The sequence below is a fragment of the Lysobacter enzymogenes genome (genome assembly GCF_900106525.1).
Lineage (GTDB): Bacteria > Pseudomonadota > Gammaproteobacteria > Xanthomonadales > Xanthomonadaceae > Lysobacter > Lysobacter enzymogenes.
The window spans coordinates 51,093-64,539 of sequence record NZ_FNOG01000002.1 but is presented as its reverse complement, the minus strand read 5'-3'; the positions used below and the strand labels follow the sequence as shown (position 1 = coordinate 64,539).

Here is a 13,447-nt window from a genome sequence, read left to right as displayed (position 1 = left end):
GCGCTCCTCAGTACAGGCTGCCGGTGTTGACGATGGGCTGGGTGCCGCGCTCGCCGCACAGCACCACCAGCAGGTTGCTGACCATCTGCGCCTTGCGTTCCTCGTCGAGCTGGACCACGCCGTTCTTCTGCAGCTCGGCCAGGGCCATCTCGACCATGCCGACCGCGCCGGCGACGATGCGGGTGCGCGCGGCGATCACCGCGTTGGCCTGCTGGCGCTGCAGCATCGCCTGGGCGATCTCCGGCGCGTAGGCCAGGTGGCTGATGCGCGCGTCGGAGACGGTGACGCCGGCGTCGGCCAGGCGCTCTTGCAGCTCTTCCTTCAAATGCTGGGAAATCTCGTTGGCATGGCTGCGCAGCGACAGCTGGCCGTCCTCGTGCTGGTCGTAGGGATAGCTGGTGGCCATCGCCCGCAGCGCCGATTCGGACTGGATGTGGACGAAGGTTTCGTAGTCGTCGACGTTGTAGACCGCTTCGGCCGAATCCACCACCTGCCAGACGATCACCGCGGCGATCTCGATCGGGCTGCCGTCGAGTTCGTTGACCTTGAGCTTGCCGCTCTCGAAGTTGCGCACGCGCTGGCTGACCTTGCGCTTGGCGTAGAGCGGGTTGTTCCAGCGCAGGCCGTTGTCCTTGACCGTGCCGACGTACTTGCCGAACAGGCTCAGCACCGCGGCCTGGTTGGGCTCGACCATGTACAGGCCGAACAGGCAGACCACCGCGAGCAGGCCGGCCAGGACCGCGACCACGGTGATCGCGCCGGGCCCGGCGGCGGCGCTGGCGAGGAAGACGTAGCCGCAGCCGGCCGCGATCAGCAGCAGGGCGAGCAGGACCGGAATGCCGGGGAGGGACTGGGAGGGGTTCTCTTTCATGGCGGCTCGTCCTTGGGATTCTGGGTAATAGTGATATCAGATTGATATCAGTCCGTCAGCTGCCGTTGGTCGGGCGAAGGCCTGCCGCGGGGTGGCCGAAGCCCTTGTAGGAGCGGCGCGAGCCGCGACCGCGGGGTATCCGCTCGCGTCGGGGCTTTCGGCGCAGGCGAGGTGTCGCGGTCGCGGCTTGCGCCGCTCCTACAGGGGGAAACCGGCTTGTGCGGCGATCCGGTGAGGGCGAATGGGTCGTTTCAGATGGATATCGCCAAGGACGCGCGCGGTGGCCGAAGCCCCTGTAGGAGCGGCGCGAGCCGCGACTGCGGGGTATCCGCTCGCGTCGGGGCTTTCGGCGCAGGCGAGGTGTCGTGGTCGCGGCTCGCGCCGCTCCTACAGGAAGTAAACCGGTTGGCGCGCGGGGTCGCCGCTTACGGGGCGATGCGGTACAGCGGCGCGGGGATGAACTCGCCGGTGGCGTACAGGAAGCGGCCGTCGGCCGACCAGCCCAGGGCTTCGGCCTGCGGCAGCCACGGCAGTTCGCTGACCCGCGGCGCGGCGGCCACGGCCTGGGCCCAGTCCTGTTGCGGCTGGCGCGGGTACAGCAGCAGGTAGCGGTAGGTCATCACCGCCAGGGTGCGGCCGTCGGGCGAGACGTCGGCGGCGGTGACCTGGCCCTGGATCTTGGCCCGGAACGCATTGGACTGGCGCAATTGCGCGTCCGGCTCGGGAATGCCGGCCAGCGCGCCGAGCTTGGTCGCGGTCTGCAGCGCGTTGCCGGCCGGCATCAGCGGCAGCGCGAACAGCTCCGGCGGCTGGCGTTTCTTGGAGATCAGCAGGATCTGCTTGCGCGCCACGTCCACCGCCACCGCCTCGCAGTCGCGCGCGCCGTCGGGCCAGCGGAAGGCGATCGACCAGGCCGGCTTGAGCCGCGCGTTTTCGATCCGCTCGGGCTCTTCGATGATGTGCAGTTGCAGGCTGCGGCGCAGGCCGCCGTTGTCGCCGGTGTCGGCGATCAGCAGGTAATGGCGGCCGTCGAGTTCGAAGGCGGCCATGTCCTCCCAGTCGGTCTTGATCGCGCCCTCGATGCGCAAGGTGGCCAGGCGGTCGCCGTTCTCGGCCACGGCGAACAGGCGCTCGGGGTTGCCGCCGTCGTCGTGCATCCACAGCACGCCGGGGTGCCGGCGCGAGGCGGCCAGGCCGCTGATTTCCGACAACTGCGGGTCGAGCAGCATCCCGGCCAGCTCGCTGCTGCCCGGCGCCGGCGGCTGCGCGCGGTGCACGCGCCACAGCGCCGACCCGCCCGCCAGCGCGGCCGCGACCAGCGCGCCGGCGGCCAGCCAACGCCAGCGGCGCGCGGCGCCGGGCGTAGCGGAGACAGCAGGGGCGGCGGCACGCTCGGCGTGCCGTTCGGACGCGGGGGACATGGACCACAGCATCGCATGCGCGCCCGCCGCCGCCATAGCCCGGCAAGGCCGCGGCGGGCGCGGAAAGTTAGACTAGGCTCATTCCGTCCCCCCGTTTTTCGAGGTTGCACGCCATGACCACGCTCGGCACGCCGCTGTCCCCGCACGCTTACCGCGTGCTCCTGCTCGGTTCGGGCGAATTGGGCAAGGAGGTGGCGATCGAGCTGCAGCGCTTCGGCGTGGAAGTGATCGCCGCCGACCGCTACGCCGATGCGCCGGCGATGCAGGTGGCGCACCGCAGCCACGTGCTGGACATGCTCGACGGCCAGGCCGTGCGTGCGCTGATCGCGGCCGAGCGGCCGAACCTGATCGTGCCGGAGATCGAGGCGATCCACACCCAGACCCTGGTCGAGCTGGAAGCCGAATTCGCCCGCAGCGGCAGCGACACGCGAGTCATCCCGACCGCGCGCGCCGCGCGCCTGACCATGGACCGCGAAGGCATCCGCCGCCTCGCCGCCGAGACCTTGCAACTGGCGACCTCGCCGTACCGCTTCGTCGACACCCTTGAGGACTACCGCGCCGCCGTGGCCGAGATCGGCCTGCCGTGCGTGGTCAAGCCGGTGATGTCGTCCTCGGGCAAGGGCCAGAGCCTGGTGCGCGGCGAAGCCGACATCGACAAGGCCTGGGACTACGCCCAGACCGGCGGCCGCGCCGGCGCCGGCCGGGTCATCGTCGAAGGCTTCATCGACTTCGATTACGAGATCACTCTGCTGACCGTGCGCCACGCCGGCGGCACCACCTTCTGCGCGCCGATCGGCCACCTGCAGCGCGACGGCGACTACCGCGAGAGCTGGCAGCCGCAGCCGATGAGCCCGGTGGCGCTGGCGCGCGCGCAGGACATCGCCCGCGCCATCACCGACGACCTCGGCGGCTTCGGCGTGTTCGGCGTGGAGCTGTTCGTCCAGGGCGACGAGGTGTGGTTCAGCGAAGTCTCGCCGCGCCCGCACGACACCGGCCTGGTCACGCTGATCTCGCAGGACCTGAGCGAATTCGCCCTGCATGCGCGCGCGATCCTCGGCCTGCCGATCCCGACCATCCGCGAGCACGGCCCGGCCGCGTCCTGCGCGGTGCTGGCGCAGGGCCACGGCGTGCCGGTGTTCTCCGGCGTCGACGCGGCGCTGGGACAGATCGACACCCAGTTGCGCCTGTTCGGCAAGCCGCGCGTGGAAGGCCATCGCCGCGTCGCGGTGACCCTAGCCCTGGGCGGCGACATCGACGAAGCCCGCGCCAAGGCGCGCGAAGCCGCGGCGCAACTGCAAATCGAATTGCGCTGAGCGCGGTCCAAACCGTACGACCTTTCGCACCGGAGCGACGATGAACGAGACCCAGGGCTACGCCGTGTTCTTCTTCCCGCAAGCGCTGGAAGCGCTGGGCGAGGCCATTCGTCCCTACCTGCTGGAAGGCCCCGCCGGCCCGCACGTGCTGTGCAAGGAGATCGACACCGGCGGCGCGTTCACCGAGATGACCCTGGAAGGCCGCAACGCCGACGGCCGCGAGATGACCTTGGAGCTGATGGTGCCGGGCAACATGCTGCGCATGATCGTGTCGGCGCACGGCGAAGGTTCGTTCGGTTTCGGTCCGCGCATCGCGCGGGCCGTGGCGAAACCGGCTGGCGCGTCCGTGCCGGCGTCCGCTGAACCTGCACCGGCGCAACCGCCTGCGCCGCAGACGCCCGCGCCGGTGATCGCGACCGACGCCAAGCCGGAGTAAGCGGCACAGGCTCGCGCGCGCCGCTCGGTACGCGGAGCCTGCGGCACGAAGTTTCGTGAGCGGGACCTCGCGCCTTTGGGCCTGGTAGCAAGGCGGTCGGTGTTATGTGTGGAATAAATCAGCATCAAAGATGTTGACTGTATGCCTCTCCGACTTAGGCGGGATAAGAATCGAGAGACGGGGTTTTTCCTATTGAGTTCGGGAAGGTGGAGAGCTTCGTCTTTATGGAGTCGCTCGGATGCCAGGTTGAAGTTCTTGCGCTGCCCCGTTTCTATTCGCTTGTGTGATGCTGATTTGCATTTTCCGCGAATGCAAAGTAACCCGAATATTTACAGGTTTCGGTCGTTGGCAGAGGATCAGTGGCGCGTCTTCGCGCGGCAGCTAACTGAAAAGCGCTGCAACTGCCAACAAGGGAGGCTTCATGCGGATCGGGTTTTCGAGGTACGGACGGATTGTGTTCGCTTGCTGCGTTTTTGTGACTTCGACTTCGGCGGTTTCGGCTCCTCGCGACATCGCCAGTGGCGGCTCTGATGGTCAATGGAGTCAAGCGCAGGTTCGCGAGGGCGACGTAAATATTGCGTCGAAGGCGGCTTTGCTTGAGTACATGTCGCGCAACAGCGACTCCCCGCTGAACAAGCTTCCTCCCCTTGTTCTGCAGAATTTCATCGACAGCCTCGTTTTTACGCCGAAAGGGCTCGGCTCCTATTCGTACCTGGGGTTGTCGCCGCATCTGACGGTACACGAGATCGCGCGGGTGCTGTCTCTTTTCGGTGCTCAGGAAACGGTTGCGAATATTCCTACGCTGCAGTTCGTTCCCGCCGGACAAGGACTGGCCGTAAGCCCAATGAGCGATGTTTGTGAGGATCCGAACTCTCCGATGTGCGAGGCAGGCGGAGGCAAGACGAAGACGGATTACGTCTGCTCTAACGACGGCGGCGATACGTATTCTTGCAATTTCAGCTTTGGCGATATCTGTGCGAGCAGTTGCGGAAAGTGACTGAGCAATATCGTTCGGGCGCCAGGCCGTTGGTCTGGCGCTTTTCATCGGGAGATTTCATGGCCCTTGTAAGGCTTGCGAGCGTGTTCATAGCGCTTGTGGTTGCGGCCGCTCCATCAAGGGCTGGTTCGCTGAGCGAGCGTTACCGGTCCGTCATGTTGGCGCTCAGTCGCCAGCCCGAACTGTCGACGGCCGAGAAGACCGATAGGCTGAATGTGGAATACGCTTTGCATTTCGGTCCGGTTGCGCGCCAGCAAGGAATTTCGCGCGAGGATTCGCAGGCTTTGTTCGATGCGGCGAATATGATGGCCAGCTACACGATGTACTTCAGAGTCGAAGACAATCCCCGCTATATCGAAGATATGATCCGCGCGCGCGGTCTGCTTCAATCTGCGGGTGGCGAATCCGAGTCGAACGATCAGAATCTTTACGATGCATTGATCGCCGCGCGTAGGTTCGATGAGGCCAGAGATCTCGCCCGGACGAGTTCGGCCCTGCGGGGTCGGACCGTTCCGACATTCGATACCGCCGAGGGCTTCGACCCTGCGCGTCCGGGCTACTTCGAGTACTCCGGCGACAAGCTCATGCTTCGCAATGCGAGTGCGCCCGGCGACGAAGTGCAGATCCTCATCGTTTCCGGTTGCCATGCCGCCCGCGATGCCGCTCGAGGCATTGCCGGCGATGCTGGTCTTCGCGAGGCTTTTCGGCGGGGCGGCGCGTTATGGCTTACGCCGGCGGACCGGACTTTCGATCCTGTTGAGGTGAAGCGATGGAACGCGGATTTCCCGAATAGCCCGATCCGTATCGCCTTCAATCATTCGGCCTGGAAGGACGTGGATTTCACAAGGCAACCGACTTTTTTCTTTTTCAAGGCAGACAAGTTGGTCGGCAAAAGCGTGGGCTGGAGCCGGTCCGGCCCACCGCAAGCGCTGCTGACGGCATTGCGTGAATCCGGCTTGATGCACTAGCGAGTAACCGAGCGAAAAGATTCGGCAGCGCATGCGCGCCGTTCGGCGGCGACGAGGGTCGCAGCCGAACGGCGCCCACCGCTGCGCGGCGACTCACTGGGCCAAATCCACCCACACCAAATGATGGTCGCTGGCCTCGGAGATCTTCGATTCTTCCGTCCCCGCCTTCGGCCAGAACACGCCGGTGTCCTCGACCTTCCAGCCGCGCGAGGGCAGTACGTAGTCCAGGCGCAGGGTGCCGGCCTTGGGGCCGAAGTCGCCGGTGTGGGTGGCGATGTCGCCCTTGCGCGCGAAGCCGTAGCCTTGCGCGCGTTCGCGCGCGCCTTCGCTGTGCGGGATGTGGCTGGCGTCTACGCGCGGGTGGTCGAGCAATTGCTTGATCGAGCCGGGCACGCCGTCGCCGTCGACCGGGTCGGCGTTCATGTCGCCGACGATGACGAAGCGCGCATCCTGGGCCAGGCCGCCGCAGCGGCCCTGGTCGTCGCACAGCCAGGCCGGCTTGCCGCCGTCGAGGTAGCGCGCCCACAGCGCGATTTCATCGTGATTGCGCGCGCCGTTGCGGTCTTCCGGGCCGTCGAACACCGGCGGGGTCGGATGCGCGGCGAGGAAGTGCAGCACGCCCAGCGGCGTTTTCACCGGCACGTCCCAGTGCGATTTCGACGACAGGCGCAGCTGCGGCCACACCGCCGCCGAGTACCACGGCTTGCCGGTGGCCGGGTCGCGCGGTTGCCGCGCGTTGGGCAGGTGCGACCACTTGAAGGTCTGGAAGCTGCGCACGGCGGCGGTGTCGATGGGGTACTTCGACAGCACCAGCATGCCGTACTGGCCCGGGTGCAGGCCGTAGCCCCAGGCGTCGTTGCCGCGCGCGCGGTCGTTGCGCGCGGCGTCGCCGGCCTTGCCGTCGCCATCCAGGTCCAGGCCGCTGGGCACGCCGGTGTTGACCGGGGCGAGGTAGCGGTAGGGATAGCGCAGCGCTTCGCCGCCGCCGGGCTGGGCGACTTCGAGATAGTTGCGCTGGAACAGGTCGGCCGCGCGTTGTTGCGGGTCGTAGTCGAATTCGTTGAGCAGGACCAGGTCCGGGCGCACGCGCTGCAGCACCGCGGCGATCTTGCGCGCGTTGTCGTCGCCGGCTTCGAAACGGCGGATCAGGCCGCCGTCGGTCTCGTCGTAGAGCGAGGTGTTGTAGGTGGCCACGCGCAGGCGCGCGGGCGCGGCGGCCTCGCTCTGGGCGCGGACGTAAGCCTTGGGGTCGCCGTGGACGTTCACTTGCGTGCAGGCCGCGAGCAGGGCCGCGGCGAGCGCGGCGCAGGGGAGGAGGAGTCTGGACATGCGCGCGATGATCGCATGGGGCGGGCGGCGGGATGGTTACGGTTTCGGGCCGGATCGGGGGCGGGCAGCGGCACGGCCGGCAGCGGCCATTGCCGGCGCCGCCTGCGGTCTTGCATGGCCGCCGCGATGGCCGGCTCCGCAAAAAACGACGCCCCGGGCAAGCCGGGGCGTCGTCGTGGAACAGGCGTTGCTGATTACAGCGTGCAGCCCATCGCCGAGTACTGCGCCTTGCTCTGCTCCAGCGCGGTCTTGCAGGCGCCGGCCAGGGCGGTCTTGCCCTGCGGGGTGGCGGCCATCTGCGCCCAGGCGTTCTGGCTCTGGTCGAGCGCGGCCTGCAGGCCGGCGCGCTGTTCGGCCGGAACCTTGTCGCTGAGGCAGGCGCGGACCTTGGTCAGGTAGTCGTCGCACTCGGGCACGCCGACGCTGGCGGTCGGCGCGGCGGCCGGGGCAGCGGCGTCGGTCGGAGCGGCCGGGGCATCGGTCGGAGCCGGGGTCGCGGCCGGGGCGGCAGCGTCGCCCGCCGGGGCAGCGGCCGGGGCGGCGGCGTCGGCCGGCGCGGCATCGGCCGGCTTGTCGGCGGGCTTGTTGCACGCGGCCAGCGCCAGGGTGACGGCGGCGGCCAGGAACAGGACCTTCAATTTCATTGCGGACTCCATGTGGCGATAAGTGATGAGGGTGGCGGCTCCATTGCCAGGCCAGCGAGTGGCGCCATCCCGCGCGTCGTGATCACGACGCGGCTACGAGATACACGACCTGAACGAGAGGCGTGTTACGAATGTGTAAAAACCCGCCAATCGCGACCATCGAATGCCTCCAACGGTCGGAACCGGCGCTTGTAGTCCATCTTCGGATGGCCGGCGATCCAGTAGCCGAGGTAGAGGTGGCGGCGGCGTTCGCGCCGCGCCCATTCGATCTGGCGCAGGATCGCCAGCGTGCCCAGGCTGCGGTCGGCGAGGTCGGGGTCGTAGAAGGTGTAGACCGCCGACAGCGCGTCCTCGACCACGTCGGTCACCGCGACCGCGAGCAGGCGGCCGTGGCCGGCCTCGCGCAGTTCCAGGAAGCGGTTCTCGCTCCAGCTGCCGATCAGGAACTGGTCGAACTCGATCGCGCCGTGGCCGTCCATGCCGCCGCCGGCGTGGCGCGAGGCGAGATAGCGCTTGTACAGCGCCAGTTGCTCGGGCGTGCGCTCGGCGCGGTGCACGCGCATCTCCACCTGCGCGTTGCGCGCCAGGCAACGGCGCTGGCTGCGGTCGGGCTGGAAGCGGTCGACCGGAATGCGCACCGCCACGCAGGCGCGGCAGCCGCTGCAATGCGGGCGGTAGACGATGTCGCCGGAGCGGCGGAAGCCCCAGCCCAGCGCGTGCGGATACCAGTCGCGCAGGCGCGGATCGCGCGGGTCGAGCACCAGGTCGCGGGCGACGCGTTCGGGCCAGTAGCCGCAGGCGTGCTCGCCGGTGTGGAACAGGCGGAGGTCGTCGCTGTCCGGCTGCGGTTGCGTGCCCATGCGCTCAGCATAGCGCCGGGTCGGTGAGTTGCGCATGCAGTGGCTCCCGGTTTGCGCAGCCGCGCGGCGCGGGTGTGGCGCTGAACGGTGCGGGTGGCGGGCCCGGATCGGCGCGGCCCTTGTCAACCGCCACGCGGCCCGGGCGTTGATCCGGTCATCGGCGCCGCGGTGGCGCCTGCTGCAGGAGTCGACGATGACCCGTTTCCCCCTTTACCTGGCCGCGATCACCGCGGCCGCCATGTTCGCCGGCGCGGCGACCGCCGTGTTCGCCGCGCCGCAGGACGCCGGTTCCGGCGCCGGCGGGCAGCAGCGTCCGCGCGCGAAGATCGACGCCAACGGCGACGGCGTGATCTCGCGTGAGGAAGCCGCCAAGTTCCCGCGCCTGGCCGAGCGCTTCGACGAGCTCGACAAGAACCACGACGGCAAGCTCGACGCCAGCGAGCGCCCGCAGCGCCGCGGCGGCCGCGAGCACGGCGGACGCCACGGCGGCGCGGCCCGGCTCGACACCGACGGCGATGGCCGAATCAGCCAGGCCGAGGCGGCCAAGTCGCCGCGGCTGGCGCAGAACTTCGCCCAGATCGATACGAACAAGGACGGCTACATCGTGCGCAGCGAGCTGCGCGCCTACATGCAGCGCGAACGGCCGAAGTGGGAAGCCGAGCGGGCCCAGCGCTTCGACGCCAAGTTCGCCGAAGCCGACCTCAACCACGACGGCAAGCTGAGCAAGATCGAAGTGCAGGAAAAGATGCCGCGGCTGGCCTCGCAGTTCGCCTTCCTCGACGAGAACCGCGACGGTTTCCTGAGCAAGACCGAACTCAAGCCCGACGCGCATCGCTGAACCCCGGCGGCCGCGATGCGGCCACCGACCCCTCCCTAGCTGTAGTTCAGGGCGCCGCGAGGCGCCCTGTTTTTATGTATCGCGTTTTATCCATCGCGCGCCGCCGGCATCGCATTGGCCCGCGCTCAGCCGAAGCGGCCTTCGTGGTGCAGCACCCACACGATGGTGGCGAGCAGGAAAACGCTGCTCCATACGATCGCCTCACTGCTGAGCATCCAGCGATAAGTGCGGGTGCGGCGCAGGTCGTAGCCGGTCTCGCGCCGGGTGCGTTCGATCATCGGGTCGATTTCGCGCGGGATCCAGCGCAGCAATTGCCAGGTCATCGCGCCGATCGACAACAGCGCGAACGTCAGCGGCGCCAGCCAGCCGGTCGTTATCGCCAGCACCGCCAGCAGGCCGAAGCACACCAGCGCGGCCAGCGCCGTCATCACCATCAACAGGCGGTACACGCGCCGGCGTTCCTGCGCGTCGCGGGCGTGGCGAAGCAGCACGCGCCCAGTGGCGTAGGTGCCGACCACGCCGCCGACAATGCCGCCGACCACGCCGCCGAGCTGGAGGCCGAGCTGGGCGCCGTGCGCGAGCGTCTCGCCGTTGCCGGCCAGCGGCGCGTGCAGACGTTCGAGCATGGCCATCAACCCGCCGCCGGCGACGCCGCCGCTGGCCGAGGACGCGCCCAGGCCGAGCTTGCCGGCCAAGCCCGAGCCGGCCGCGCTGCCGGCCACGGCGGCGGTGGCGATCGACGGCGGCGCCAGCACGCCCAGCGCCGAGGCGACCATCGTGGTGAAGCCGACCGACGGCGCGCTGGCGCGGGCGAACACGGCGAAGCGTTCCAGCAGTTCCTCGCGCACCGCGCCGCGCGCGCGCGACAGGCGCTTGCGCACCGCCGCGTCGCTGAGGCCGAGCAAGGCGGCGACCTGCTGCGAGCTTTGGCCTTCGCGGTAATACAGCAACAGCACTTCGCGGCTTTCGTCGGGCAGCGCCGAGATCAGCTCGGCGGCGACCTGGGTGCGCTCGGCTTCGAGCAGGCGCTCCATCGCGTTGGGGCCGGGGTCGGCGGCCAGTTCGATCGCCAGGTCCGCGTCCTCGACTTCGCGCGGCTGGCGCCCGCGTCCGCGCAGGTGGTCGCGGGCGAGGTTGCGGGTGATCTGGCGCAGCCACGGCAGGAAGCTGGCCGGGTTGTGCAGCTTGCGGATGTTCTGCCAGGCGCTGAGGAAGGCTTCCTGGGCGATGTCCTCGCTGGCGTGGACGTCGCGCACCATCGCCAGGGCGATGGCGGTGACCGAGTTCTGGCAGGCGCCGACGATGCGCGAGTAGGCGGCGCTGTCGCCGCGCGAGGCCAGCGGCAGCTCGTGGCCGATCAGCGAGTGCAGGGTGTCGGCGTTCATCGCGGGCGGGATGCGGTGGCGGGGCGGTGGGCGGCGATGCGGTGGGCGGCGTGGCGCATGCGGTCGGGCTCCTGGCTGCGGCGGCATCGGGCGATGCCTGGAGTCCGAGACGGCGGCGGCTGGGAAATGTGACTGCTTTAAGGGCGGCGGTTTGTCTGCGCAGAAGGCCGGTCGAGGCAGGTGCTCTTGCAACTGCGGCTTGTAGGTGCGGCTTCTTGTGGGAGGCGCTTCTTGTGGGAGGGCGGCTGTTGTGGGGCGGCGGCTCTTGTGGGAGGGGCTTCAGCCCCGACGCTTTCCTGTCGGACCGCTCGAAGCTACAAGGCGGGCTGGTCCAAAGGCGTCGGGGCTGAAGCCCCTCCCACAAGAGCCGGCCCTCTCGAGAGCCGACACCTCTCAAGATCCGGCGCCTCTGAGAGCTTGCACCAACAAGAACCAACTCCCACGAGAGCCGGCACCTACAAGAACCGACTCCCACAAGAGCCGGCACCTACAAGAACCGACTCCCACAAGAGCCGACTCCCACAAGAGCCGACTCCCACAAGACCCGACTCCCACAAGAGCCGGCACCCACAAGAATCGACTCCGACAAGCGCCGGCGCCCTTCCCACCACTCACCCCATCGCACGCACGGTCTTGAGCGTCTTCACCACCCGCCACGTCCCATCGACGCGCTCGACCGCCAGGGTTTTGTACACCGCCACCGAGCGGTTGAAGTAGGCGCTGTATTCGATCGTGCCGGCGTCCTTCGAGGTCGGCCGGAACGCGCGCAGTTCGATCAGTTCGGCCGGTTGGCCGTCGCGCGCGCGGCTGCCGCTGTCGTCGGCGATCTCCTCGCACTGGCTGGCCGGCAACAGACGCAGGCCCGGTCGCGTCAGCGCGCTCAGCAGCGCGCGCGGGGCGTCGCCGCGGTCCAGGCGCAGGCATTGGGTGGGTTGGTCGGCTTCGGCCAGTTGTGCGGCGAACACCGCCTGCGCCAGCGCGCGCGGCGTGGCCGCGACGCTGCCGTCGAAGGCGCGCGCGGCCAGCGCGGTTTCGGCCGGGTCCACCGGCGCACTCGGCGCCGGGCGATGGCGCAATCCCTGGAACAGCGCCAGCCCCATCGCCACCGCGATGCACACCAGCAGGCCGACCTTGATCCGCAGCATGCGCTTGTCGCCGGGGCGGCGCGCCAGCTCGGCGTCGGAGCGGAAACGGTAGGGCGCCTGGTTCGCCTGCTCGCTGCGGGTGCTGTCGATCAGGCCGGCCTCGCGCAGCAGGTCGCGCGCGCGCAGCTGATCTTCCGAGCGGATCACCCACACCGTCGGCCGCTCGCCGGCGTCTTCGCGATAGCTGAAGCTGGAGCGGCGATTGCCTTTGTAGGAACGGTCGTTGGTGACCCGCACCTCGATCCCGGCCTCGCGCAGGAACTGGGCGACGCCTTCGACGTTCTCCAGGCGGGAACTGCTGAAGACCTGCCTCATCTCATTCCTTCGCCGGTACGTGGGTGGCGGCGGCCGGGTCGGCGACCACGCGGATCAGGCCTTCCTGCGCGGTGCTGGCGACCAGGCGGCCGTCGCGGTCGTAGATCTGCCCGCGCGCCAGCCCGCGCGCGCCCTGCGCGCTGGGGCTGTCGATCGAATACAGCAGCCACTCGTCGGCGCGGAACGGGCGATGGAACCACAGCGCGTGATCGAGCGAGGCCATCTGCACGTTGGGCTGGTAGTAGCTGATGCCGTGCGGAAACGTCGCGGTGCCGAGCAGATGGAAGTCCGAGGCGTAGGCCAGCAGCGCGCGGTGCAGCTCGGGCGCGTCGCCGACGCGCTCGCTCAGGCGGAACCACACCTGCTGATACGGCGGCCGCTTGGGCGGGTTGAGTTCGTCGCGCGGGTACACGTGGCGGAACTCGAACGGCCCCTGCCGCGACAGCCAGCGCTGGACCTTGTTCGGCAGCGACGCCATCACCTCCGGCGGCACCGGCGGCGCCGGCGCGATGTCCTCGGGCTTGGGCACTTCCGGCATCGACAACTGGTGCTCGCCGCCGTCCTGTTCGACCTGGAACGAGGCGGCGAGGAAGAAGATCGGCTGGCCGTGCTGGATCGCGGTGACCCGGCGCACCGAGAAGCTGCCGCCGTCGCGGGTGCGGTCGGCCTGATAGACGATCGGCGCTTCGATGTCGCCGGCCTTGAGGAAATAGGCGTGCAGCGAATGCGCCGAGCGCGCCGAATCCAGCGTCGCCTGCGCCGCCGACAGCGCCTGGCCGAGCACCTGTCCGCCGAACACGTACTTGGTGCCGATGTCGCGGCTCTGGCCGCGGAACAGGTTGTCTTCGAGCCGCTCAAGCGACAGCAGTTCGATCAGTTCGGAGACGGGTGAGGTGGTCATCGGACGGTCGGATGGGGAGGTCGC

Annotated in this window: 14 protein-coding genes; 6 read left to right on the top strand and 8 right to left on the bottom strand. The window is 68.9% G+C overall.

The window, feature by feature from the left end; all coding sequences use genetic code 11:
* Nucleotides 1-7: 7 nt before the first annotated feature.
* Together BLU84_RS04545 and BLU84_RS04540 are read right to left on the bottom strand one after the other, a co-directional pair.
* Nucleotides 8-871, bottom strand: a complete 864-nt coding sequence (locus BLU84_RS04545) for an SPFH domain-containing protein (protein ID WP_074863452.1) — start codon at nucleotides 869-871, stop codon at nucleotides 8-10.
* Between the two features lie 425 nt (nucleotides 872-1,296).
* Nucleotides 1,297-2,292, bottom strand: coding sequence for a hypothetical protein (locus BLU84_RS04540; RefSeq protein ID WP_139174662.1), 996 nt, complete (start codon nucleotides 2,290-2,292; stop codon nucleotides 1,297-1,299).
* Nucleotides 2,293-2,405: 113 nt separating this feature from the next.
* Here BLU84_RS04540 and purT point away from each other — a divergent pair, with 113 nt between their 5' ends.
* The 4 genes from purT (at nucleotide 2,406) to BLU84_RS04525 (ending at nucleotide 6,006) form a co-directional block, all read left to right on the top strand.
* A complete protein-coding gene (purT, locus tag BLU84_RS04535) occupies nucleotides 2,406-3,605 on the top strand; it encodes a formate-dependent phosphoribosylglycinamide formyltransferase (protein WP_074863449.1) in 1,200 nt (399 codons plus the stop codon).
* Nucleotides 3,606-3,645: 40 nt separating this feature from the next.
* Entirely contained in the window at nucleotides 3,646-4,041 is a 396-nt protein-coding gene (locus BLU84_RS04530) for a hypothetical protein (protein ID WP_074863447.1), read from the top strand.
* Between the two features lie 421 nt (nucleotides 4,042-4,462).
* Nucleotides 4,463-5,038 (top strand): hypothetical protein, encoded by a 576-nt coding sequence (locus BLU84_RS26115; protein ID WP_139174660.1) that lies wholly within the window; start codon nucleotides 4,463-4,465, stop codon nucleotides 5,036-5,038.
* The gene (locus BLU84_RS04525) at nucleotides 5,035-6,006 is read left to right on the top strand and encodes a hypothetical protein (protein WP_139174658.1); all 972 of its coding nucleotides are present in this window, start codon (nucleotides 5,035-5,037) and stop codon (nucleotides 6,004-6,006) included. The genes BLU84_RS26115 and BLU84_RS04525 overlap by 4 nt, the downstream gene beginning before the upstream one ends.
* 93 nt (nucleotides 6,007-6,099) lie before the next feature.
* On the opposite strand, the gene BLU84_RS04520 is transcribed toward BLU84_RS04525, so the two are convergent.
* The 3 genes from BLU84_RS04520 to BLU84_RS04510 all read right to left on the bottom strand — a co-directional run bounded on the left by BLU84_RS04520 (nucleotide 6,100) and on the right by BLU84_RS04510 (nucleotide 8,839).
* On the bottom strand, nucleotides 6,100-7,335 hold the full coding sequence (locus tag BLU84_RS04520) for an endonuclease/exonuclease/phosphatase family protein (protein WP_074863444.1): 1,236 nt from the start codon (nucleotides 7,333-7,335) through the stop codon (nucleotides 6,100-6,102).
* A gap of 194 nt (nucleotides 7,336-7,529) precedes the next feature.
* Complete coding sequence (locus BLU84_RS04515) at nucleotides 7,530-7,979, bottom strand: hypothetical protein (protein WP_170849090.1); 450 nt, start codon at nucleotides 7,977-7,979, stop codon at nucleotides 7,530-7,532.
* A gap of 125 nt (nucleotides 7,980-8,104) precedes the next feature.
* Nucleotides 8,105-8,839 (bottom strand): arginyltransferase, encoded by a 735-nt coding sequence (locus BLU84_RS04510; protein ID WP_074863442.1) that lies wholly within the window; start codon nucleotides 8,837-8,839, stop codon nucleotides 8,105-8,107.
* Between the two features lie 193 nt (nucleotides 8,840-9,032).
* On the opposite strand from BLU84_RS04510, the gene BLU84_RS04505 reads away from it, so the two are divergent.
* Complete coding sequence (locus BLU84_RS04505) at nucleotides 9,033-9,677, top strand: EF-hand domain-containing protein (protein WP_074863440.1); 645 nt, start codon at nucleotides 9,033-9,035, stop codon at nucleotides 9,675-9,677.
* 125 nt (nucleotides 9,678-9,802) lie between these two features.
* Here the strand turns inward: BLU84_RS04505 and BLU84_RS04500 are convergent, their stop codons facing one another.
* The gene (locus BLU84_RS04500; RefSeq protein ID WP_074863439.1) at nucleotides 9,803-11,062 is read right to left on the bottom strand and encodes an RNA polymerase sigma factor; all 1,260 of its coding nucleotides are present in this window, start codon (nucleotides 11,060-11,062) and stop codon (nucleotides 9,803-9,805) included.
* Nucleotides 11,063-11,242: 180 nt separating this feature from the next.
* Here BLU84_RS04500 and BLU84_RS28235 point away from each other — a divergent pair, with 180 nt between their 5' ends.
* Nucleotides 11,243-11,779, top strand: a complete 537-nt coding sequence (locus BLU84_RS28235; protein WP_425479324.1) for a DUF6053 domain-containing protein — start codon at nucleotides 11,243-11,245, stop codon at nucleotides 11,777-11,779.
* Here BLU84_RS28235 and BLU84_RS04495 read toward each other — a convergent pair.
* Both BLU84_RS04495 and tesB read right to left on the bottom strand, forming a co-directional pair.
* On the bottom strand, nucleotides 11,674-12,522 hold the full coding sequence (locus tag BLU84_RS04495) for a hypothetical protein (RefSeq protein ID WP_074863437.1): 849 nt from the start codon (nucleotides 12,520-12,522) through the stop codon (nucleotides 11,674-11,676). The two genes, BLU84_RS28235 and BLU84_RS04495, sit on opposite strands and share 106 nt — an antisense overlap.
* 1 nt (nucleotide 12,523) lies before the next feature.
* A complete protein-coding gene (gene tesB, locus BLU84_RS04490) occupies nucleotides 12,524-13,423 on the bottom strand; it encodes an acyl-CoA thioesterase II (protein ID WP_074863435.1) in 900 nt (299 codons plus the stop codon).
* Nucleotides 13,424-13,447: the final 24 nt, after the last annotated feature.